The sequence below is a fragment of the Vibrio sp. 1F169 genome (genome assembly GCF_041439605.1).
Classification (GTDB): domain Bacteria; phylum Pseudomonadota; class Gammaproteobacteria; order Enterobacterales; family Vibrionaceae; genus Vibrio; species Vibrio tasmaniensis_A.
Genome location: NZ_JBGOOI010000020.1, coordinates 1 through 21,945 on the forward strand (window position 1 = coordinate 1; position 21,945 = coordinate 21,945).

Consider the following 21,945-nt stretch of genomic DNA (forward strand, 5'->3'; position numbering starts at 1 on the left):
TCGCCGCGATTAAAACGCTTTTATCTCGAACAAAATTTAACCACGAAAGGTCAACGCGCCCTAAAATCTACTTTACGAGAGTTTTGCTGATTAAGGTACTTTCGAGATATAATTATCGCAATTCTTTCGGTTTTGATGAATCTTTGCGCACTTGATGGGCTAAAAAGCAGCAAAGCCAGATAAAACACAATAAATTCGAATGTGGAAGGTCGATTTTAAGCGAGTTTCCGCGTATAAATGTTCCTTTGCTCTGTTGTGTGGAATGACCACTGACAGCTTGGAAATTAGTAAATAATTAAGAGATTGGGAAATTCATTATGCGTACCCATTACTGTGGTAACCTGAACAAGTCCCTGGCGGGACAAACTGTAGAATTGTGCGGCTGGGTAAACCGTCGCCGTGATTTAGGCGGTCTTATCTTTATCGATATGCGAGATCGTGAAGGCGTCGTTCAGGTTGTTGTCGATCCAGGTATGAAAGATATCTTTCCGATCGCTAACCAACTGCGTAATGAATTCTGTATCAAGTTTACTGGTGAAGTACGCGTTCGTCCGAACAGCCAAGTAAATAAAGATATGGCGACGGGTGAAGTTGAGCTTTACGCAACTGGCCTTGAGATCATCAACCGTTCAGAAGCGCTTCCACTAGACTTCAACCAAACGAACTCTGAAGAGCAGCGTCTTAAGTACCGTTACATCGATCTTCGTCGTCCAGAAATGAGCGACCGTATCAAGCTTCGTGCGCGTGCTTCTAGCTTCGTTCGTCGTTTCTTAGACGAGAACCTATTCCTAGACATCGAAACGCCAGTACTAACGAAAGCGACACCTGAAGGCGCTCGTGACTACCTAGTACCAAGCCGTGTTCACAAAGGTAGCTTCTACGCACTTCCTCAATCTCCTCAGCTGTTCAAGCAACTGCTGATGATGTCAGGTTTTGACCGTTACTACCAAATCGTTAAATGTTTCCGTGATGAAGATTTACGTGCTGACCGTCAGCCTGAATTTACTCAAATCGATATCGAAACATCTTTCATGACTTCTCAAGAAGTGCGTAACGTGACTGAGAAGCTTGTTCATGATATGTGGAAAGAACTTCTAGATGTTGAACTAGGTCAATTCCCAGTAATGCCTTTCTCTGAAGCGATTCGTCGTTTCGGTTCTGATAAGCCAGATCTACGTAACCCACTAGAGCTAGTGGACGTTGCTGACTTGGTTAAAGACGTTGAGTTCAAAGTCTTCTCTGGCCCAGCTAACGACGAAAAAGGTCGCGTAGCGGTTATCCGTGTTCCAGGTGGTGCTAAGCTAACTCGTAAGCAAATTGACGGTTACGCTGAACACGTAAACATCTACGGCGCGAAAGGCCTAGCTTGGATGAAGGTTAACGACCGTGCTGCAGGCATGGAAGGTATTCAATCTCCAGTTGCTAAATTCCTAAGCGAAGACGTAATCAACGGTATTCTAGATCGCACTCAAGCTGAATCTGGCGATATCATTCTGTTTGGCGCAGACAAAGCGGGCATCGTTGCTGAAGCAATGGGTGCACTTCGTCTTAAACTAGGTACTGATCTAGAGCTAACAGACACATCTGCATGGGCTCCTCTGTGGGTTGTTGACTTCCCAATGTTCGAAGAAGACGGCGAAGGTAACCTACACGCAATGCACCACCCATTCACATCGCCACTAGGTGTGAACGCGGAAGAGCTAAAAGCGAACCCAGCAGCTGCAAACTCTGATGCATACGACATGGTAATCAACGGCTACGAAGTAGGCGGTGGTTCGGTACGTATTCATAGCGCAGAAATGCAAACGGCTGTATTCGGTATCCTAGGTATTGAAGCTAAAGAGCAACAAGAGAAGTTCGGCTTCCTACTTGAAGCACTTAAGTACGGTACGCCACCACACGCAGGTCTAGCATTCGGTCTTGACCGTCTAGCAATGCTACTTTGTGGTACAGAGAATATCCGTGATGTTATCGCATTCCCGAAAACAACAGCAGCAGCATGTCTACTAACAGATGCGCCAAGCCTAGCAAACCCAGCATCACTGGAAGAGCTAGCAATCGCTGTTAAATTGGCAGAGAAGAAAGAGCAAGCGTAAGCCTGTTATCTTTCTCGTTGATGAAGAGATCCTAGTTGATAGATAGCTCTTAATTAATTAGTCAAGATTTGTGAGTAAATTAGAAAATGCCCGTTAATTTGACGGGCATTTTTTTTTGCGTTCGATATACTAAGCTAAAAAGCATGTATAAATAATCAGTATTGAAGTTATGTCTATTATCTTAGGGATTGACCCTGGCTCTCGCATTACCGGCTATGGCGTGATTCGTCAAAATGGTCGCCATCTATATTACTTAGGTAGTGGTTGTATTCGTACTTCCGAAAAAGAACTGCCAGGTCGACTAAAACAGATTTATGCCGGTGTGAGCGAAATCATCACTCAGTTCCAACCGGATGTGTTTGCGATCGAGCAGGTTTTTATGTCGAAGAACGCTGACTCTGCACTTAAGCTTGGACAAGCTCGAGGTAGCGCGATTGTGGCAGCGGTGAATGCAGATTTACCTGTTCATGAATATGCGGCTCGTTTGATCAAACAAGCGGTGACTGGTAATGGTGGCGCTGATAAGTCGATGGTTCAGAACATGGTGATGAGCATGCTCAAGCTACCTGCCAAACCCCAGGCTGATGCTGCCGATGCTCTCGGCGTAGCGATCACTCACGCTAACACCAATAAAACCTTGGTTGCACTGGCAGGTAAAGCGACAGGTGCGAGAAAAGGACGCTACCGTTAATCCCCCTATCGCTTTCTAGAAGTTTTCTTTCGATGAGCCTTACGCCCCGTTTGGCTCATATCAAAACAATACGCACCTAAATCCTTGATGAAATGAGATCTTTCGAACAGAACCCAGATAATAACATTGCGTATCATTTAACATGTTATTAACATTGGTCGGAGGTCTTATAAGTTAATCAAGGATGATCACTGATGAACCCAATCAAGCTGTGGCGCGCGCTGTTTCTACCTAAAAGCAATGGCTGGAGTAACAACGAAGTCAGACAAGCCGATATCTTATTACTCTTCACTTTTATCGCATTCTTCGTGGGTGTCTATAGCTTAATCAAGTGGACTAAGCAAGAAGAGCAACTTCTGATCGCCACATCTGTATTTCTTATCGTATTCGAACTGATCTCGGCACTGCTACTTCGTGTGACGAGTAAGCCGAGCCTTGCACTTAACTTTGGTTTTGTCGGCATGGCTGTCCACGCGTTGAACATCATTTATCAAAGCGGTGGAGTTGTGGCTTCCACTCAAGCTTATTGGGTGCCTTTGTTAGTGGTCGCTTTTTTCTTGTCAGGAACACGAATTGTGGCTTTGGTATGGAGTGGACTGGTTATCGGTGTTTCATTAGTGATGACCTCAGCACATCTCAATGGATTTGCATTTCCCCAGCTTGAGTTAACTCCTGATGCGGTAGTGGTAGAAACGTGGTCCGGTGTGATTATGCCGTTGGTGGTGATCTGCATTGCCCAAGCATTTACTGCGAAACAGAAAGAGGTGGCGATCGAAATGGCAGAGGATGCGATTTCAGAAAGCCAACAGATTGCCAATCAAGCGACTCAAAGTGAAGGGCGACTCTCGGTGGTGCTTGATCAAGCTAATTCGAATTCAGAGAGTCTACAAGGTGTTTCGGTTCATTTAGAACAGCAGTCACAAGACTTGCATGCTCAAGTCGAAGTGTTGAATGTCAATTGTGAATCTCAAGCGAGCGCTGCCGAAGAGATGAGCCAACAATTGCACCAAATGACCCAAGGTATCGAAGAGTCCAATTCATTTGTAGGTGAACTGAAAGAACGCAGCGAAGCGGTGGGAACCAAAGCGCAAAAGAGCTCAGAGTCATTAGAAGCTTCAACCGATGCGATCAGTCAAATCATTCAAAGTAATCAAGAAATCATGAAAGTGGCTGATTTGATCACCTCGGTTGCTGAGCAAACCAATCTATTAGCACTCAACGCGGCAATCGAAGCTGCGCGTGCAGGTGAGCAGGGGCGAGGCTTTGCTGTGGTAGCGGATCAGGTAAGAGAGCTATCGGCGAAAAGCAGTCATTCCGCGATAGAGATTCGAACTTTGTTAGACCGAAGTAAAGAGGAAGTGGAGCATGGCAGAGCAATCATCGAAACCACGGCGAGCGAGATGAACGGCATCATCTCAGAGGTGCAAACCATATCAACAGATGTTAATCAGCTCACCAATATTATGGCAATGCAGATGAATTCGTTAAAAGAGCTCGATCTCGTCAGTTCAGAAGTGGCTCAAAGTGTGGCGGAAACTAAATCGGTGTCAGGCTTAGTCGCGAATTATGGTTCTGAGCTAACAGGTCATGTGACTTCGGTTAAAGAACTGGTCGCGAGCTTGAACAGCGTGGTCTCGCAAGCCAAGCAAGTCTAAATAATTCACTTCAAAAAACACAAAGAACTGGATAAGTATCCAGTTCTTTTATATTCTGTCCTCCAAATTAAATTCCATCAAGAGAGTGAATTGTGATCGGACGTCTCCGCGGTACATTAATAGAAAAACAGCCACCAGAATTATTGATTGAAGTCAGTGGTGTTGGTTATGAAGTTCAAATGCCAATGAGCTGTTTTTATGAGTTACCAAACGTAGGCGAAGAAGCAATTATCTACACTCATTTTGTGGTACGTGAAGATGCTCAGCTACTTTATGGTTTTAACACGGTTAAAGAGCGTGCCTTGTTCCGTGAAGTGATTAAAGCGAATGGTGTCGGTCCTAAACTTGGTCTTGGGATTCTTTCAGGCATGACCGCTAGCCAATTCGTTCAAAGTGTTGAACGAGAAGATATCTCAACGCTGGTTAAACTGCCGGGTGTTGGTAAGAAAACCGCAGAACGTCTGGTCGTTGAAATGAAAGACCGCCTGAAAGGGTGGGGCGCAGGTGACCTGTTTACACCTGCAACAGATGCAGCGCCAATGGACTCTATGCCAACTGTGCACGACGCGGAAGAAGAAGCGGTAAGTGCGCTACTTGCATTAGGCTACAAGCCGACTCAAGCTTCTAAGGTGGTTTCTCAAGTGGCTAAAGATGGCATGACCAGCGAACAGTTGATTCGCGAAGCTCTGAAATCGATGGTTTAATACCCAATATACTTGTTCGACAAAATAGACTCATTCACTTTGCCTTTACACAGAATCAAGAAGCGCAGAGTCAACAAGAGCATAGTTAGGAATAGCAGAATTTATGATTGAAGCCGATCGCCTTATTGCACCGGACAACCCAGTATTCAAAGATGAAGATGTCATTGATCGTGCAATACGCCCTAAAGCACTGGCTGACTATCAAGGTCAGGATCACGTCCGTGGTCAGATGGAAATTTTCATCAAAGCAGCACAAATGCGTAATGAGGCGCTCGATCATCTGTTGATATTTGGTCCTCCAGGCTTGGGCAAAACCACATTGGCAAACATTGTTGCTAATGAAATGGATGTGAACATTCGTACCACTTCAGGCCCTGTTCTAGAAAAAGCGGGTGACCTAGCGGCGTTGCTGACCAATCTTGAAGAAAATGATGTGCTGTTCATTGATGAGATTCACCGTTTAAGCCCTGTGGTTGAAGAGGTGTTGTACCCAGCAATGGAAGACTACCAATTAGATATCATGATTGGTGAAGGCCCAGCGGCACGTTCTATCAAGATCGACCTCCCTCCTTTCACTTTGATTGGCGCAACCACTCGTGCTGGTTCACTGACCTCGCCGTTGCGTGACCGTTTCGGTATTACTCAGCGTCTTGAGTACTATAAAGTTGAAGATTTACAAAACATCGTTCAACGAAGTGCTGATTGTCTTGGTCTTTCTATGGAATCGCAAGGGGCGTTAGAAGTTGCTCGTCGAGCTCGTGGTACGCCACGTATTGCTAACCGTTTACTGCGCCGCGTTCGTGACTATGCGGAAGTGAAAGGCGATGGACATATTTGCCCAGAGGTTGCTGATAAAGCGCTAAACATGTTGGATGTCGATGCTAAAGGTTTCGACTACATGGATAGGAAGCTTTTGCTTGCGATTATGGAGAAGTTTGGTGGTGGCCCGGTTGGTATAGACAACATGGCTGCGGCGATTGGTGAAGAAAGAGATACCATTGAAGATGTGTTAGAACCTTACTTGATTCAACAAGGTTATCTACAAAGAACGCCAAGAGGTCGAATCGCGACCGACAGAGCGTATTTACACTTCGGCATCGATAAACCATCTAATCGTTAATTCATTCATTTTTAAAGATCCCAGTTGCATAAGCGCTGGGATTTTTTGCTTTCTATTGAATAACAACTCTTTGAGCGAGTCGATAAAAAAGCTGAATAGCTCCCTCAAAAATGAAAACTTTGATTTCACGTTTGAATTGAGTAACAAAAAATGAAATAAGCTGTTATGTTTTTTGTTAATACTTTATGGGTAGTTGTAATTCATATGTTGATGCAGTGCTGAGCTTTTGTCACAGATATCATATACTGCTATTAATAGAGACATAATTGGTGTGATTTTAATCATAACTGTTCAAAAATAACTCTAATTTGCTTGAATAAAATTGATACAAATCAACGCAAGGTTCTCCTATAAACCTTTTGAAACATACTGATTTTACCAGTAATATTAGCGTCAGCTATATTAGCTCATGCTTAACAATAATCTAACTATAACGGTACGTTTTTACTACAAATTTCAATTTGTAATAACAATCTCACGAATTGTTTTAACACGGATTTTTGCGGTGAATAATCACACAAGTGTCATTCAGCCGACACAAAGGAGTTACCATGATTGATGTTGTTGATCTGTCGCGATTGCAATTTGCATTTACAGCGATGTATCACTTCCTATTTGTTCCACTGACTTTAGGTATGGCATTTCTACTTGCCATTATGGAGTCAGTTTATGTAATGACTGGCAAGCAAATTTACAAGGACATGACTAAGTTCTGGGGTAAATTGTTTGGTATTAACTTTGCTCTTGGTGTAGCGACAGGCTTAACCATGGAGTTCCAGTTCGGTACTAACTGGTCATACTATTCTCACTATGTTGGCGACATCTTTGGTGCTCCGCTGGCTATCGAAGCGCTTGTTGCATTCTTCCTAGAGTCTACTTTTGTTGGTCTTTTCTTCTTCGGTTGGGACAGATTGTCAAAGCGTCAACACTTAGCGGTAACGTGGTTAGTAGCACTTGGTTCTAACTTCTCTGCGCTTTGGATCTTGGTAGCTAACGGCTGGATGCAAAACCCAGTGGGTGCAGAATTTAACTTTGAAACTATGCGTATGGAAATGGTGAGCTTCGCTGAAGTTGTACTAAACCCAGTAGCACAGGTTAAATTCGTACACACAGTAGCGTCTGGTTACACAACGGGTGCAATGTTCATCCTTGGTATCAGCTCATACTACATTCTTAAAGGTCGTGACCTTGCCTTTGCTCGTCGCTCTTTTGCGATTGCAGCATCTTTCGGTATGGCGGCAATCTTGTCAGTAATCGTGCTAGGTGATGAATCTGGTTACGAGCTTGGTGAAGTTCAAAAAGTGAAGCTAGCAGCTATTGAAGCTGAATGGCACACTGAAGAAGCACCGGCCGCGTTCACTGTATTTGGTGTTCCAAACCAAGAAACCATGCACACAGACTACGCAATTAAGATCCCTTACGTTATGGGTATTATTGCAACACGTTCTTTTGATACAGAAGTAACAGGACTACGTGACTTGCGCGACGATCACGTTGATCGTATTCGTACCGGTATGTATGCGTATGAGTTGCTTGAAAAGCTACGTGGTGGTGACCGTTCAGAAGAGAACAAAGCGGCATTTGACGAAGTAAAAGGTGACCTAGGTTACGGTCTGCTTCTTAAGCGCTACACAGACGATGTTGTTGATGCAACAGAAGACCAAATCCAAATGGCTGCGGATGATTCTATCCCAACAGTTTGGCCTCTATTCTGGTCGTTCCGTCTGATGGTTGCTTGTGGCTTCATCATGCTGTTTGTATTCGGTGCGGCGTTTGTTCAAACGTGTCGTCAGAAGATCGAACAGAAACCATGGGTACTTAAAGCGGCGCTATTCTCAATCCCACTACCTTGGATTGCGATTGAAGCAGGTTGGTTTGTTGCTGAATTTGGTCGTCAACCATGGGCGGTTGGTGAAATCCTGCCGGTTAACGTTGCTGCATCAGCACTGACTATTGAACAGCTTTGGACTTCTCTATTTGCAATTCTTGCACTGTACACAGTGTTCTTGATTGCTGAAGTTTACCTAATGCTGAAATTCGCACGTAAAGGTCCAAGTAGCTTAAAGACAGGCCGTTACCACTTTGAACAAAACGATAACTCTGTTGAAGACAAAGTTAGCCGTTCAGTCGAAGTATAAGTGAGGGAATATTATGTTTGATTACGAAAGCTTACGACTTATTTGGTGGGTATTGATCGGTGTTCTACTGGTTGGTTTCGCCGTAACTGACGGCTTTGACATGGGTGTTGCTGCTCTTTCACCGGTTATCGGTAAGAGCGACACTGAACGTCGTATTATGCTGAATACTATTGCCCCTCACTGGGATGGCAACCAAGTATGGCTAATTACGGCTGGTGGTGCATTGTTCGCTGCATGGCCATTGGTTTACGCAACGTCGTTTTCTGGTTTCTACTTCGCAATGTACGTGACGCTAGCAGCACTTTGGCTACGTCCACTTGCGCTTGATTACCGCTCAAAGATTGAAGAGCCAAAATGGCGTAAGGCATGGGACTACGCACTTTGCTTTAGTGGCACAGTTCCGCCAATCATCTTCGGTGTAGCATTTGGTAATTTACTACAAGGTGTTCCATTCGAGCTGAACTACCTGATGATGTCTAAGTATCATGGTACGTTCTTCGCTCTGCTAAACCCGTTTGCATTGCTATGTGGCGTGTTGGCTCTGATGTTGTTCGTGATGCAAGGTGCAACATGGCTTCAAATGAAGACAACAGAAGAACTGCACAGCCGCGCACGTAACGTTGCTCAGATCACTGGCCTAATTGCTATTGCTCTGTTCGTTATCGGTGGTTTCTGGGTTCAATCTATCGAAGGCTATGTAATTACAAGCACGATAGACACGTTTGCTGATTCAAACCCACTAAATAAAGAAGTATCACCTCAAGTTGGTGCTTGGATGACAAACTTCGAAACGTATCCAGCAATGTGGGCTGCGCCGATTCTTGGTGTAGTAATGCCACTGCTTGCTGTGGTTGCATCTCGCTTTGAGCGTGGTGGTTTCGCATTCTTGTTCTCAAGCCTATCGAACGCTGGTGTTATTCTAACGGCTGGTTTTGCAATGTTCCCATTCGTAATGCCATCAAGCTGGAACCCTAACCATAGCTTGACTATGTGGGATTCAACAGCAAGTGAGCTAACGCTTGGTCTTATGACTGGAGTTGCGGCGGTAATGGTTCCTGTGATTCTTGGCTACACAACGTGGACATACTACAAAATGTTCGGCCGTCTAGATAAGAAACACATCGAAGATAACGACGTTTCAGCTTACTAAGCTAGAAGTTAAATAACTTAGGAGAAATTTTATGTGGTATTTCGCATGGATTTTGGGTGTACTTCTAGCATGTGCATTCGGCATCATCAATGCTCTATGGTTAGAGCATTCAGAAATGATGGATAAAGACAGTGAGTAATCTCGCAGAGCAAATCGCTAAACTGCATCAACCTATGGATAAGACTCTGTTAAGAGCTTTATCTCTAGTATTGGGTTTCATGCATGTAGGTTTAGTGATGTGGGAACCTGAAGCGTATGCGACAAGCATCGGTGGCTTTAATGCGATCATCGGGCCAATGTTCATTTGGGCAGCATGTTCAAGCATGGTTTACGGTATCGGATTTAAGCCGAGAGCTTGGATGTGGCAACTACTGTTCAGCCCATACGTTTCACTCACAATTTTGCTCTACCTAACGGTGCTGCGCCTTTTATAAAAGGCAAAGGATTTAGGTTCATAACGACGTGAACCTTTATACTTGTTGGGTTTTTAGCCAAAAAGAGGTCATCTTATACAGATGGCCTTTTTTTTCGTCTCTTAAATCAAAAAATTCACAGCGATATACTATTAATGATAAGGAGTTAGGTTATAGTGAGATCTTTATCGTTTTGAATTGTGGTATCAAATTGCAGGGATTATCTAAGCCATTTACGTGGCCAGTGACAGTGTATTACGAAGACACCGATGCAGGTGGTGTTGTATACCATTCAAACTATCTTAAGTTTTTCGAACGCGCTCGAACTGAGATGTTGCGCTCAATTGGCGTCTCTCAGCAAGTCTTGTTAGAACAAAATATCGGTTTGTAGTCCGACATATGGACATCGATTTTATTCAAGGTGCGCGCCTTGATGATTCTTTACAAGTCATTACAAATATTTACGAGTTGAAGCGAGCTACCTTGGTCTTCTGTCAAGAGATCGTAAATCCTGATGGCAAAGCATTGTGTAAAGCAATGGTTAAGGTAGCATGTATCGACAATCAAAAAATGAAACCCAAAGCAATGCCAACATTTATTCTCACGGAGCTAACGAATAGTGACTGCTGAAATCTCAATCTTAGGCCTAATTTTAGAAGCTAGCTTACTAGTTAAGATGGTCATGCTAATTCTCATGGGCATGTCTGTTGTTTCTTGGGCGATGATCATCAAACGAAGCAAAGTATTATCTCAAGCTACTAAACAAACTGACGTGTTTGAAGATAAGTTCTGGTCTGGAGTTGATCTCGCTAAATTGTATCAAGAGAGTAATAAGCGCAAAGACGAACTCTCTGGTACTGAAGAGATTTTTTACGCCGGCTTCACAGAGTTTGCTCGCCTTCGAAAATCAAATGCAGCGTCTCCAGACTTCATCATGGAAGGCACTGGTCGTGCAATGCGTGTTGCGGTTGCTCGCGAAGTTGATGAACTCGAAACGAACTTACCTTTTTTGGCGACCGTCGGTTCTATCAGCCCATACATTGGCCTATTTGGTACGGTTTGGGGCATCATGCACTCATTCATCGCATTAGGTGAAGTGAAGCAAGCGACATTAGCAATGGTTGCTCCTGGTATTGCAGAAGCACTGATCGCGACAGCAATGGGCTTATTCGCGGCGATTCCCGCTGTGATGGCGTATAACCGTTTTAGCAGCCGAGTTGGTAAGTTAGAGCACAACTACGCGACTTTCTCTGAAGAGTTCCATAGTATTCTTCACCGTCAAGCGATGGCTGGCAGGGAATAATAGATGGCCGGATACCAACCTAAAAAACGCAAAATGACAGCAGAGATTAACGTTGTACCTTACATCGACGTTATGCTTGTTTTGCTGATCATTTTTATGGTGACTTCGCCATTTGTTACTCAAGGCGTAGATGTTGAATTGCCTCAAGCTTCAACGGCAAAATCTGCACCAGATCTATTGGGTGACGACAACGCGAGTTTCATTATCGTTGAAGTGAACAAAGATGGTGAGCTTGGTTTGAGCGTTAATAACGAAGAGGTTCAGCGAGGCTTGTCTCTGGAAGATATTATCGTCCGAGTGAAGGCGGAACTGTCTCTGAACCCAAATTCTCCAGTGGCGGTTGGCGGTGATGCTGCAACGCCTTACGCTGAAGTGGTTATCTTACTTGATGAATTAAGCCGTGCAGGTGTGCCAAAGGTTGGCCTTTTAACGGATATAAGGGAATAGCTCCGTAGCATTCATGAAAGCGAATAATAAACAATCCAATAATTTTAGATCACCGCTTCTTATTTCTCTTGGGCTGCACGTCGTTTTATTCGTTGCGCTCATTTGGGGAGCGGATTTCACCATGTCAGAGCCAAAGCCTACAGGGCAGATGGTTCAAGCTGTGGTGATTGATCCTCAGTTGGTTCGCCAGCAAGCTCAACAGATTCGTCAACAAAGAGAAGCGGCGAGCAAAAAAGAGCAAGAGCGTTTAGATAAACTAAGACGTGAAAGCGAACGACTTGAAAAAAATCGTAAAGCTGAAGAAGAGAACATTCGAAAGCTGAAAGAAAAGCAAGCTAAAGAAGCCAAAGCGGCTCGCGACGCGGAAAAGCGTCGAGTTGAGAATGAAAAACAACGTAAAGTTGAAGAGGCTCGTTTAAAGCAAGAACAAAAGAAAGCCGCTAAAGCAGAAGCTGATCGTAAATTGAAAGAAGCAGCGGTTGTGAAAGCGGAAAAAGAACGCAAGGCAAAAGAAGCGGCCATTGCTAAAGCTGAACAAGAACGCGTGGCGAAAGAAAAAGCCGCGAAAGAGGCCGCTGAGCGTGCTGAGAAACAACGTATAGCGAAAGAGAAGGAAGCGGCAGCCGCAGCAGAAAAAGCCCGTAAAGCGAAAGAAGCTGCAGCAAGAGCGGAGAAAGAGCGTAAACAGCAAGAAGCGGCATTGAACGATATTTTTGCTGGGCTTGAAACTGAAGCGACTCAAAACTCTTCAGCTAGACAACAATTTATTCGTGATGAAGCGCAGCGTTATGGTGCTATCTATACCCAACTCATTCAACAAAACTTGTTGTTAGAAGACAGCTACAGAGGTCGTTCATGTCGAGTAAACCTAAAGCTTATTCCAACGGGATCGAATGCGATATTAGGTAGATTGAGTATCTTAGATGGTGACAGTCGCTTATGTGCGGCAACGAAGCGTGCGGTAGCACAAGTGCAATCTTACCCGTTACCTAAGGACCCAGACATTATAAAATCACTGAAAGACATTAACTTAACTGTATCACCAGAGTAAAAGGACGAACTTGTGTTAAAGAAACTATTACTGAGTTTTGTTTTCTTAATAGCTACAAGCAGCCAGTTTGCCCATGCGGCACTGGAGCTGGTTATTACAGATGGTATTAACTCTGCACGACCTATCGCTATTGTTCCTTTCCGTTGGGAAGGCGCAGGACCACTGCCGCACGATGTGTCAGCAGTTATCGCTTCTGACTTGCAACGCAGTGGTAAATTTAGCCCAGTTGCGACAAGTAAAATGCCTCAAACGCCTTACAGCGAAACCGAGGTGAATTTTGATGCTTGGACTAACCTAGGTGTTGATTCACTGCTAACAGGTAGCATCACTAAAAATGCCGAAGGGCAGTATGTGGTGAACTACCAACTGATCGACATTGTTCGTGGTCAACTGACTAAAGGGCAAAGCCGTGCACTAAGCGATGAAGGCCAATTAGTACTTTCTAAAGATCATGTGCTGTTCAACAAGAAAGCGACAGTGCCTGGTAAACGCTTGAGAGAGTACGCACACCGAATCTCTGATTTAGTGTATGAAGAGCTAACGGGTGAGAAAGGGGCGTTTCTAACGCGTATTTCTTACGTAGTTGTGAACGACAAAGACAAATACCCGTACCAGCTTCGTGTTGCTGACTACGACGGCTTTAACGAGCGTTTGGTGCTTCGTTCTAAGCAACCTCTTATGTCACCAGCATGGTCGCCAGACGGTAAGAAGCTTGCGTATGTGAGTTTCCAAAATGGCCAAGCTGAAATATTCATAATGAATATTTACACGGGTGAGCGCGAGAAAGTGACGTCATACCCTCGTCATAATGGTGCGCCAAGATTCTCGCCAGATGGTAAAACATTGGCGTTGGTATTGTCGAAAACAGGCAGTCTTCAGGTGTACACACTCGACCTTGCTAGCCGTAAGCTGACTCAAATTACCCGCGGTCGTTCTAACAATACTGAACCATTCTGGCACCCAGATGGCAAGTCTCTAATTTTCACATCTGATCGTGGTGGTAAACCACAGATTTATAATGTAAATTTGTCAAATAATTTGACATCTCGTATTACTTGGCAAGGTAGCCAAAACTTAGGTGGCCAGATCACCCCTGACGGACGATTCCTGATTATGGTTAATCGTAGCAATTCGGGTTTTAACTTGGCTAAACAAGATTTGGAAACCGGTGCGGTTCAGGTGCTAACAAAAACATTGTTAGATGAATCTCCAAGTATTGCACCGAATGGAGGTATGGTTATCTATAGCTCTATTTACAATAAAACAAACGTACTATCGATGGTTTCTATCGACGGTCGTTTTAAGGCTAGATTACCGGCAACGAACGGACGCGTAAGAGCGCCTTCGTGGTCACCGTTTCTCTAGTTGATTTGATACATTCTTTTAGCTATTGATAGTGTTAACTATTGTGGCATTTAACTATCTATAGCACTTAGTCGCTGTAGAAACTAAGTTTGATAACGTAAGGAAAAAAAGATGCAACTTAACAAAGTTCTTAAAGGCTTGATGATTGCACTACCAGTGATGGCAGTAACGGCATGTAGCTCAACTGATGAAGCAACTTCTGCAACATCTGGCACAGAAAGCAACCAAACAACTTCAGGTTCAGAAGGCAACGTAGATACAACTGTTGTAACGCCAATTGACGCTAACGGTCAACTGTCTGAGCAAGAGCTTAAAGAGCAAGCGCTACGCGAAACTCAAACAATCTACTTCGCATTCGATAACTCTACTATCGCTGGCGACTACGAAGAAATGCTTGCAGCTCACGCAGCATACCTAGTTAAGAACGTTGATATGAACGTTACTGTTGAAGGTCATGCTGATGAGCGCGGTACTCCTGAGTACAACATCGCACTTGGTGAGCGTCGTGCACAAGCTGTAGCGAAATACCTACAAGCTCTAGGTGTTCAAGCAGACCAAATCTCTATCGTAAGCTACGGTGAAGAGAAGCCACTTCTTCTAGGTCAATCTGAAGACGTGTACGCTAAAAACCGTCGTGCAGTACTAGTTTACTAATTTCAGTAGGCTATATAATTGAGGAATTGCCTCATGTTCAGTAACACAAAGCGAGTCATTTTGCTTTCGTTACTGGCAAGTGCAGCGAACACTACGTTCGCTGCACCAGCTCCAGTATCCGATCTCAATAGCACCGCAACAAATTCATCATCTTCCTCTCGATCAGCATCTAACGAATCAGATATTGAGCGTTTAGAGCGCTTGCTTCAAAATCGTAATCTCGTTCAGCTTCAAATGCAGCAGCAAATCGACGATATGTCACTGGAGATCAGTGAACTTCGTGGTGAGTTGGAGCGAAACAGCTACGATATGAAACAAATGCTCGAGCGCCAACGTGAATTGTTCATTGAACTGGATCGTGTGAGAGGCGAGGTGAAAGCAGCAGGAACAGCAACGGTAGCAGTAGCAGCGAGCGAAGGCTCTAAGGATGCTTCTGGTACGTTCAGTACTGATGTTGATGAGCAAACCGCTTATCAAAATGCTGTAGATATGATTCTAAAGCAACGAGACTACACGGGTGCGATTGCAGCATTCCAAAAGTTTCAAAAAGACTTCCCAGACTCGACCTTCACGCCTAACACCCATTATTGGTTAGGTCAGCTTTATTTCGCTAAAAAGCAAGATAAGGAAGCTGTGAAGAGCTTTGCCGCTGTTGTGTCATACAAAGACTCCAACAAGCGCTCTGATGCTCTGGTTAAGCTTGGTGACATAGCTACGCGTAACAACAACGCGACGCAAGCTAAGAAATATTACCAGCAAGTTGTAACCGAGTATCCAAACAGTGCTTCGGCTAAAGTGGCTAAAACCCATTTGTAAACAAAATAGGGGTGCTCAGGTACCTCTTTTTTATATCTGATCACTTTCTTTTTGTGTCTACTTCTCTTCTTTGTAATGCCAACGCATCGCTTTGTTTATGCGTTTTAAGCATTAGTTAGTCATCGCTTGAAACCAATCCTTTTTGATCCCAATCGCTGTCCTGTGTAGAATACTCTAATTCTCGGAAGAAGTTGCGTAGAGCAAGAGCAATGAGTCATATACTAGATAAAATCGATACAGTTTACCCGTTTCCGCCTAAGCCAGTTCCACTGAGCGACGCTCAGAAGCAGGCCCACATCGCAAACATCAAAACACTACTTCAAGAAAAAGATGCAGTTCTAATTGCACACTACTACACAGATCCTGAAATTCAGGCCCTGGCTGAAGCAACTGGTGGTTTTGTTGGCGATTCATTAGAAATGGCTAAGTTTGGTAACCGCCATTCTGCAAGCACTTTGATCATCGCTGGCGTTCGTTTTATGGGGGAGTCAGCAAAGATTCTTACACCTGAAAAACGCATTCTAATGCCAACACTAGAAGCTGAATGTTCTCTTGATCTTGGCTGTCCTGCAGACAAATTTACAGAATTTTGTGATGCTCACCCTGACCATACAGTGGTTGTATACGCGAATACCTCTGCGGCTGTTAAGGCTCGTGCAGACTGGGTAGTTACGTCGAGCATCGCTTTAGAAATCGTTGAAAGCCTAGACGCTGAAGGCAAACCCATTATTTGGGGCCCAGATCGTCACCTAGGTTCTTACATCGCAAATCAAACTGGCGCTGACATGTTGCTTTGGCAAGGTGAGTGTATTGTTCATGACGAGTTCTCAGCTGATGCTTTGAAGAAAATGAAATCAGTATACCCAGAAGCGGCTATTTTGGTTCACCCAGAATCACCAGCAAGCGTGGTTGAACTGGCTGACGCTGTTGGTTCAACAAGTCAACTGATCAAGAAAGCAAAAGAGCTGCCTCATCCACAGATGATTGTCGCGACAGACAAAGGTATCTTCTTCAAAATGCAGCAACTGGTTCCTGAAAAAGAGCTGATTGAAGCGCCGACAGCAGGTGCCGGTGCAACTTGTCGAAGCTGCGCGCATTGCCCTTGGATGGCAATGAACGGCCTTGAAGCGATTGAAAATGCGCTTGAGAATGGTGGCGAGCAACACGAGATCTTCGTTTCTGACGAACTGCGCGTGAAGTCCCTTATCCCATTGAACCGCATGCTAGATTTTGCTGAGCAGCTTAACGTGCAAGTGAAAGGCAACGCTTAATCTAATGACGTGAGGTTATAAATAATCCAATATTTATAACTATGCAGTCTTTATAATGTGGTGCATTTGTCATCATTAAAAAACCAGCCGCAGTGCTGGTTTTTTTGTATCTGAATATTAGCCTCTATCTAGTCTGACTAGTAGCTGCTGTTTGCATTAGATATGTACCAATCGTAGCAAATACCACTATTAGTAATAGCTATCAGTTAATAAGTCCTGATTTTTATGGACATGGTAAGTCTGAGACAGAGTGTTCACGAGCCAGTATCAGCGAGATGGTCAGTCCGCACGAGCGCTTTAGCAGGAGAGCAATATTCGATTATTGGTGTCAGTGATAGCGGAATTGCAGGCTACCGCTTAACTATTCAAGAGATGAGTAGGATTACGTACTCAGCCTGCTAATCATTTGCTCAAGTACCTCTCTAAAGCTCTTAACTCTGTCTCAGATTAACTCTACATAAGCTTAATACTGTCTTATTTTTAATTTTTCTTCCCTTCTTCATGAATAGGGCGTCTCGTTAGGTGCTCGAACCATCAAAAATCAGAATTCTCAATTCAAGTTAATTAACGCCAGTGATAATTATTATCAATATTAAATGAGAATGCTTTACATTTAAACATGCAACCGATAAGGTACGGTTGAAAATTCGTCAGGTCATTGAAAGGGAAATCATTTTTCAATTTATTCGTTGAGTGACTTAGGGCTTGTTCAATGTGACGGTTTTCAGTCGGAATTTTGGCTCATGTATTAAAGCAGTGGTCAATAAGGAGCTAAGGAAGTACAGCTTATACTCATTTTGAGTTGTTGCGTTTTCAACACCTTTTGAATGTCTTCCCTAGTTTTCATTATAAATGCCGTTACATGAGCCCACCTAAAGTTAATGCTTAATCAAGGAGAATTTTAAATGACAGCATTACGCCCCGCGACAGTGAATGAGCTAGGAAATAGCAGATTCAAACTTCGCACCTTATCTGCAATCATCATGGGACTTAGTGTAAGTGGTCAAGCTTTTGCAGCGACAAACAATAATAATGAAACTACCACTAACGAAGACAAAACTACTTTTGAAGTTACCGTGTATGGCGAAAAAATAGAACGTTCGATTTATGATACAGGCTCAAGCGTGCATGTGTATGATGAAGATCGTATCGCGAGTACTCCAGGCGCATCTGAGGTCGACGATCTGCTGCAGTTAACACCAAACATTGTGGATTCAGGGCAGGGTAATAACCTACCATCGATTCGTGGTGTTGATGGTTCTGGACCTTCTATTGGCGGGTTGGCTGCTTTTGGTGGCTCCGTGCCAAGGTTGAACCTTTCAATTGATGGACGTTCACTCAGCTATTCTGAAGTTGCGTTTGGCCCTCGTTCTTTATGGGATATGCAGCAAGCGGAAATTTATCTTGGACCGCAAAGCTACGTTCAAGGCCGAAATGCATCTGCGGGTGCTATCGTTTTAAAATCTAATGATCCGACTTACGATTTTGAGAGCAAAGTAAAGGCTGCTATTGGTCAGCAAGACTATTCTCAAACCGCAGCGGTTATCTCGGCGCCAATACTAGAAGATCAACTGGCCTTCAGATTGAGTGTTGATCAACAAAAACGCAGTAGTGACGCAGACCTTACTGCTTATGAACCAGTCGGTGACCCTAATCGCATTGAAATGACGACAGCTCGTGGTAAATTTTTGCTAGAGCCAGCAGGCCTTCCTGGGTTCAAAACCACGTTAACGATTGCCCATATGGATACTGTGGGACCTCAATCTGAATCTCAACAAACAAAGATCAATAGAGCTGTTTACGAAACTCAGTCAACAAGCGGCATTTGGGATGTATCTTATGACATCTCAGATACGTTAGTGTTTGAAAATAATTTGATCTACACCGATCGCACTTACGACCGAATCACTGATCCTGCAGGCAGAAAGCAGGATTTCAAATCCAAAGGTAATGAATTCCAAATAGAGCCTTTGGTTCGATTTGATTCCCTTAGCGAAGATCTCTCTGGTTTGTTTGGTTTACGCTACTTCAAATCTGAAGATGATGATGTATTTGAACAGACTGGGTCATCTATACCAATGGAAGGCAAAAACCGTGCTATGTCGGCATTCGCTGAAGTGACGTACTTGGTGATGCCGAGCATTGAAGTTGTAGCGGCAGGGCGATTCGAACGCGAAAGCAAAAAACGCTATGTTGCCCCGGGTCGTTTTGGCTTAGATTATGATGAAACATCAAATGTATTCCTTCCCAAGCTTGAAGTTGCCTATAAGCCTGAATCAGACCAAACCGTGGGTATCCGAGCAGCTAAGGGCTTTAACTCTGGAGGCGGCGGTGTTGGCTTCAATAACAAAACGTGGGCATTTTCTTCATATACGTATGAAGACGAATACGTTTGGAACTATGAATTCTTCACTCGCCATAGTCTGCTAGATAATGAACTTGAGTTAACAACTAACGTCTTCTACAACGACTACGATAATTTCCAAGTACTGGAGACTTCATCAAAAGGTGATGTGAAAGTTGATAATGTTGATGAAGCATATACTTACGGTGCAGAACTAGGAAGCCGTTGGTTAACGACATCTAACTTAGAACTATTGGCTTCACTTGGTTTGTTGAAAACAAGCTACAAAGATCATGCTAATAGCTCAAAAGAACTCGCTCGAGCCCCTTCTTTGACGGCAAGCTTCGGTGCTTTATACATGTTTGCTGAGAATTTCGAATTGAGTGGTAATGCGAATTACACTGGAGATTACTTCAGTGACGTTGAAAACTCAGCTAACCAGAGTATTGATGCTTACTGGGTTGCAAATGCACAAGTTGCCTATGTGTTTACTAACGGACGTATGTCTTTATTCGCTACAAACTTGTTTGATTCTCAAAAAGAAACATTCAATTTTGGTGGAGACGATATTACGAAGCAAGCACCTCGCCAAATTGGTGGTTCAGTAGAATTGTACTTCTAATCGGTTAGATATAATAAAACGCCTTGCTCAAAACAAGGCGTTTATTTTGAAATCATTAGCATGGAAAGTGGCGAAGACCCTATGAGTAAAACTCTGATCATTAGGAGAGGCTCCCACCCAAGTCATGCTTTCCCCTCAATACTGTAGATCTCTTTAAGAGGAAAATTGATGAGCGATCAACCAGTGCGTTTACATCCGATGTTGTTGGACTTTGTTCGCAAGGAGAAGATCTCAAAGCATCTACTGCGAGTAACTGTTACGGGCGACTCTTTAAAAGGGTTCCCTGAAGATCAAAATGGTACACACATAAAAGTGTTTTTCCCCAATAGAGCTAGTGGGATATTGCAGTTACCTTACCGAGAAGGTGAAACTGTGATTTGGCCTGAGCATAAACCCGTGCCCCGAGCCTATACCGTAAGAAAGTATCGAGCTGATGTGAATGAGCTTGATATCGATTTCGTGATCCACGGAACCGATTCTCCCGGCGGCGGGTGGGCAATTAAAGCAGAACAAGGTTTCCAAATTGGCCTTGTAGGTCCTGCTGGGCCTGACCCATTACTTGAACCCGCAGATTGGCATATTATTGCGGGAGACTTAACAGCAGTACCAGCCATTAGTGCGATTTTGGAGAGCCTTCCCTCTGACACTCAAGGCTATGTATTTATCGAGATAGAGGATGCCGCAGATAAGCATGATATTCAGCATCCGCAAGGTCTGGTTCTGAAGTGGCTAATTAGAGACGAAAATAGCGATCAATCTCTATTGAGCGAAGCTATTTCCGGCTTAATTGCACCGAATGGATCTCACTCGCTTTCGGCTTTCATTGCGGGTGAAAATGAAAGCGTGATTGCGTGTCGTAAAGCGCTTAAACAAGAGTACAAGCTGTCTAAAAAAGATATGTATGCGATTCCTTACTGGAAACGAGGTAAGGATGAAGAAGCGTACCATGATGAACGTCATGAAGTTATGGATGAAGAGTACTAATCAGCTTTATTGAAGTTATTCGATAGATGTTTCAGCCATGATTTTTCTGATTTAGTAGTCACCACAGCAAGTCCATCTTAATAATTAAACTCAGACTAAATGAAGTGCAAGTAGTAAATGAGAATCAATGTAATTTTTAAAATCAATATTGTGTTTAAGTTCGTTGTTGTTTTTTTGATTTCAGCTTCGGCTTCTGTTTTCGCAGAAACCGAAATGACATATCAAAATACTTATCCCAAGACTTTCGTCAATGCGGATGGCTCACAGACAGTGATCCCATCTAAACCGACTCGAATCCTTTCTACCTCGGTGACGATTAGCGGGACGCTACTGGCGATTGATGCTCCTTTAGCCGCAACAGCACTCACTTATGAAGGGAAGTTTTTTAGTCAATGGGCAGATATTGCTGAACAGAGAAGCGTCGAAAAGGCATGGCCTGCTGGCAGCGTTGATTTAGAGTCTGCCTATATCTATGAACCTGATTTGATTGTTGTAGCATGGCGCGGTGGTGATTCGGCGAGAGATCAAATAGCTGAATTTAAGCAAATAGCACCAACCATTATTTTGGATTACACCGCACAATCATGGCAAGACTTGGCTTTGAGGCTTGGACAGGCGACAGGGTTAGAAGAACAAGCCCAACAAAAAATTAGCCAGTTTGAGTTGTTCGTTAACCAGAGTAAAAACAAACTACAGATACCAGAAGGCGAAACCAATATTGTGGCGTATTTTGGACCTGGAGCTACCAATGCTATCGCATTAGAGGACGGCGTTCATGCGGACTTGCTCATTGACCTCGGTTTCAAAATGGAAGTGCAAAATCGTCAATGGCATGACAACACCGTGCCTTTATCAGATTTTATGCGCGTCCACTTTGAACTGCTGACTCAACTTAAAGCCGATACGACATTTTTGCTAGAAGCGAGCGACGACAGCGCTAATCGATTCATGCATGACCCAATCTTGATCAACCTTCCGTCCGTCCAGAATAAACAAGTCTTTGGCCTAGGTGAGAATTCATTTCGTATCGATATGTATAGTGCCACTGAAATCGTTAACGACATTGTTCAGCTTTTTGAACGAGATACAAATGCAGGTTAATGGCTAATGGTTAATGCCAA

General features: G+C 43.8%; 19 protein-coding genes and 1 pseudogene. All 20 read left to right on the forward strand.

What is annotated here, in order from left to right:
* The first annotated feature begins 317 nt into the window (after positions 1-317).
* The 20 genes and pseudogenes from aspS to fepB all read left to right on the forward strand — a co-directional run bounded on the left by aspS (position 318) and on the right by fepB (position 21,925).
* Complete coding sequence (gene aspS / locus ACED53_RS10305) at positions 318-2,096, forward strand: aspartate--tRNA ligase (protein WP_017101019.1); 1,779 nt, start codon at positions 318-320, stop codon at positions 2,094-2,096.
* A 169-nt stretch (positions 2,097-2,265) separates the two neighbouring features.
* A complete protein-coding gene (gene ruvC, locus ACED53_RS10310; RefSeq protein ID WP_009846369.1) occupies positions 2,266-2,787 on the forward strand; it encodes a crossover junction endodeoxyribonuclease RuvC in 522 nt (173 codons plus the stop codon).
* Between the two features lie 194 nt (positions 2,788-2,981).
* Positions 2,982-4,442, forward strand: coding sequence for a methyl-accepting chemotaxis protein (locus ACED53_RS10315; RefSeq protein WP_017101020.1), 1,461 nt, complete (start codon positions 2,982-2,984; stop codon positions 4,440-4,442).
* A gap of 92 nt (positions 4,443-4,534) precedes the next feature.
* Positions 4,535-5,146 (forward strand): Holliday junction branch migration protein RuvA, encoded by a 612-nt coding sequence (gene ruvA, locus ACED53_RS10320; protein WP_009846371.1) that lies wholly within the window; start codon positions 4,535-4,537, stop codon positions 5,144-5,146.
* A gap of 103 nt (positions 5,147-5,249) precedes the next feature.
* Positions 5,250-6,266: a Holliday junction branch migration DNA helicase RuvB gene (gene ruvB, locus ACED53_RS10325; protein WP_009846372.1), complete on the forward strand. Its 1,017-nt coding sequence runs from the start codon at positions 5,250-5,252 to the stop codon at positions 6,264-6,266.
* A 551-nt stretch (positions 6,267-6,817) separates the two neighbouring features.
* Positions 6,818-8,404: a cytochrome ubiquinol oxidase subunit I gene (gene cydA, locus ACED53_RS10330; protein WP_009846373.1), complete on the forward strand. Its 1,587-nt coding sequence runs from the start codon at positions 6,818-6,820 to the stop codon at positions 8,402-8,404.
* A 13-nt stretch (positions 8,405-8,417) separates the two neighbouring features.
* Entirely contained in the window at positions 8,418-9,554 is a 1,137-nt protein-coding gene (cydB, locus tag ACED53_RS10335) for a cytochrome d ubiquinol oxidase subunit II (protein ID WP_017101021.1), read from the forward strand.
* Positions 9,555-9,585: 31 nt separating this feature from the next.
* Positions 9,586-9,693, forward strand: a complete 108-nt coding sequence (gene cydX, locus ACED53_RS10340) for a cytochrome bd-I oxidase subunit CydX (protein WP_000270284.1) — start codon at positions 9,586-9,588, stop codon at positions 9,691-9,693.
* Positions 9,686-9,988 carry a cyd operon protein YbgE gene (gene ybgE, locus ACED53_RS10345; protein ID WP_009846375.1) on the forward strand — a complete coding sequence of 101 codons (303 nt, stop codon included), beginning with the start codon at positions 9,686-9,688 and terminating at the stop codon, positions 9,986-9,988. Before cydX ends, ybgE begins: the two co-directional genes overlap by 8 nt.
* A gap of 172 nt (positions 9,989-10,160) precedes the next feature.
* Positions 10,161-10,597: pseudogene (gene ybgC, locus ACED53_RS10350) on the forward strand (tol-pal system-associated acyl-CoA thioesterase).
* Positions 10,587-11,270, forward strand: coding sequence for a protein TolQ (gene tolQ / locus ACED53_RS10355; RefSeq protein WP_009846377.1), 684 nt, complete (start codon positions 10,587-10,589; stop codon positions 11,268-11,270). Before ybgC ends, tolQ begins: the two are co-directional and overlap by 11 nt.
* 3 nt (positions 11,271-11,273) lie before the next feature.
* On the forward strand, positions 11,274-11,717 hold the full coding sequence (gene tolR / locus ACED53_RS10360; protein WP_017101022.1) for a protein TolR: 444 nt from the start codon (positions 11,274-11,276) through the stop codon (positions 11,715-11,717).
* Positions 11,718-11,730: 13 nt separating this feature from the next.
* Positions 11,731-12,768, forward strand: coding sequence for a cell envelope integrity protein TolA (gene tolA, locus ACED53_RS10365; RefSeq protein ID WP_017101023.1), 1,038 nt, complete (start codon positions 11,731-11,733; stop codon positions 12,766-12,768).
* A gap of 12 nt (positions 12,769-12,780) precedes the next feature.
* Positions 12,781-14,133: a Tol-Pal system beta propeller repeat protein TolB gene (gene tolB, locus ACED53_RS10370; protein ID WP_017101024.1), complete on the forward strand. Its 1,353-nt coding sequence runs from the start codon at positions 12,781-12,783 to the stop codon at positions 14,131-14,133.
* A 111-nt stretch (positions 14,134-14,244) separates the two neighbouring features.
* Positions 14,245-14,787, forward strand: a complete 543-nt coding sequence (pal, locus tag ACED53_RS10375) for a peptidoglycan-associated lipoprotein Pal (RefSeq protein ID WP_009846381.1) — start codon at positions 14,245-14,247, stop codon at positions 14,785-14,787.
* Positions 14,788-14,820: 33 nt separating this feature from the next.
* Positions 14,821-15,603, forward strand: coding sequence for a tol-pal system protein YbgF (gene ybgF / locus ACED53_RS10380; RefSeq protein WP_009846383.1), 783 nt, complete (start codon positions 14,821-14,823; stop codon positions 15,601-15,603).
* Between the two features lie 209 nt (positions 15,604-15,812).
* A complete protein-coding gene (nadA, locus tag ACED53_RS10385; protein WP_009846384.1) occupies positions 15,813-16,874 on the forward strand; it encodes a quinolinate synthase NadA in 1,062 nt (353 codons plus the stop codon).
* 905 nt (positions 16,875-17,779) lie between these two features.
* The gene (locus ACED53_RS10390; RefSeq protein WP_017101026.1) at positions 17,780-19,840 is read left to right on the forward strand and encodes a TonB-dependent receptor; all 2,061 of its coding nucleotides are present in this window, start codon (positions 17,780-17,782) and stop codon (positions 19,838-19,840) included.
* Between the two features lie 168 nt (positions 19,841-20,008).
* A complete protein-coding gene (locus tag ACED53_RS10395; protein WP_012603634.1) occupies positions 20,009-20,824 on the forward strand; it encodes a siderophore-interacting protein in 816 nt (271 codons plus the stop codon).
* Positions 20,825-20,941: 117 nt separating this feature from the next.
* Positions 20,942-21,925, forward strand: a complete 984-nt coding sequence (gene fepB, locus ACED53_RS10400) for a Fe2+-enterobactin ABC transporter substrate-binding protein (RefSeq protein ID WP_017101027.1) — start codon at positions 20,942-20,944, stop codon at positions 21,923-21,925.
* Positions 21,926-21,945 lie beyond the last annotated feature (20 nt).

Coding starts and splice junctions, on each gene's coding strand:
- aspS (WP_017101019.1), top strand. CDS start 318: ATGCGTACCCATTACTGTGGTAACCTGAACAAGTCCCTGGCGGGACAA.
- ruvC (WP_009846369.1), top strand. CDS start 2,266: ATGTCTATTATCTTAGGGATTGACCCTGGCTCTCGCATTACCGGCTAT.
- ACED53_RS10315 (WP_017101020.1), top strand. CDS start 2,982: ATGAACCCAATCAAGCTGTGGCGCGCGCTGTTTCTACCTAAAAGCAAT.
- ruvB (WP_009846372.1), top strand. CDS start 5,250: ATGATTGAAGCCGATCGCCTTATTGCACCGGACAACCCAGTATTCAAA.
- cydA (WP_009846373.1), top strand. CDS start 6,818: ATGATTGATGTTGTTGATCTGTCGCGATTGCAATTTGCATTTACAGCG.
- cydB (WP_017101021.1), top strand. CDS start 8,418: ATGTTTGATTACGAAAGCTTACGACTTATTTGGTGGGTATTGATCGGT.
- cydX (WP_000270284.1), top strand. CDS start 9,586: ATGTGGTATTTCGCATGGATTTTGGGTGTACTTCTAGCATGTGCATTC.
- tolR (WP_017101022.1), top strand. CDS start 11,274: ATGGCCGGATACCAACCTAAAAAACGCAAAATGACAGCAGAGATTAAC.
- tolA (WP_017101023.1), top strand. CDS start 11,731: ATGAAAGCGAATAATAAACAATCCAATAATTTTAGATCACCGCTTCTT.
- pal (WP_009846381.1), top strand. CDS start 14,245: ATGCAACTTAACAAAGTTCTTAAAGGCTTGATGATTGCACTACCAGTG.
- ybgF (WP_009846383.1), top strand. CDS start 14,821: ATGTTCAGTAACACAAAGCGAGTCATTTTGCTTTCGTTACTGGCAAGT.
- nadA (WP_009846384.1), top strand. CDS start 15,813: ATGAGTCATATACTAGATAAAATCGATACAGTTTACCCGTTTCCGCCT.
- ACED53_RS10390 (WP_017101026.1), top strand. CDS start 17,780: ATGACAGCATTACGCCCCGCGACAGTGAATGAGCTAGGAAATAGCAGA.
- ACED53_RS10395 (WP_012603634.1), top strand. CDS start 20,009: ATGAGCGATCAACCAGTGCGTTTACATCCGATGTTGTTGGACTTTGTT.
- fepB (WP_017101027.1), top strand. CDS start 20,942: ATGAGAATCAATGTAATTTTTAAAATCAATATTGTGTTTAAGTTCGTT.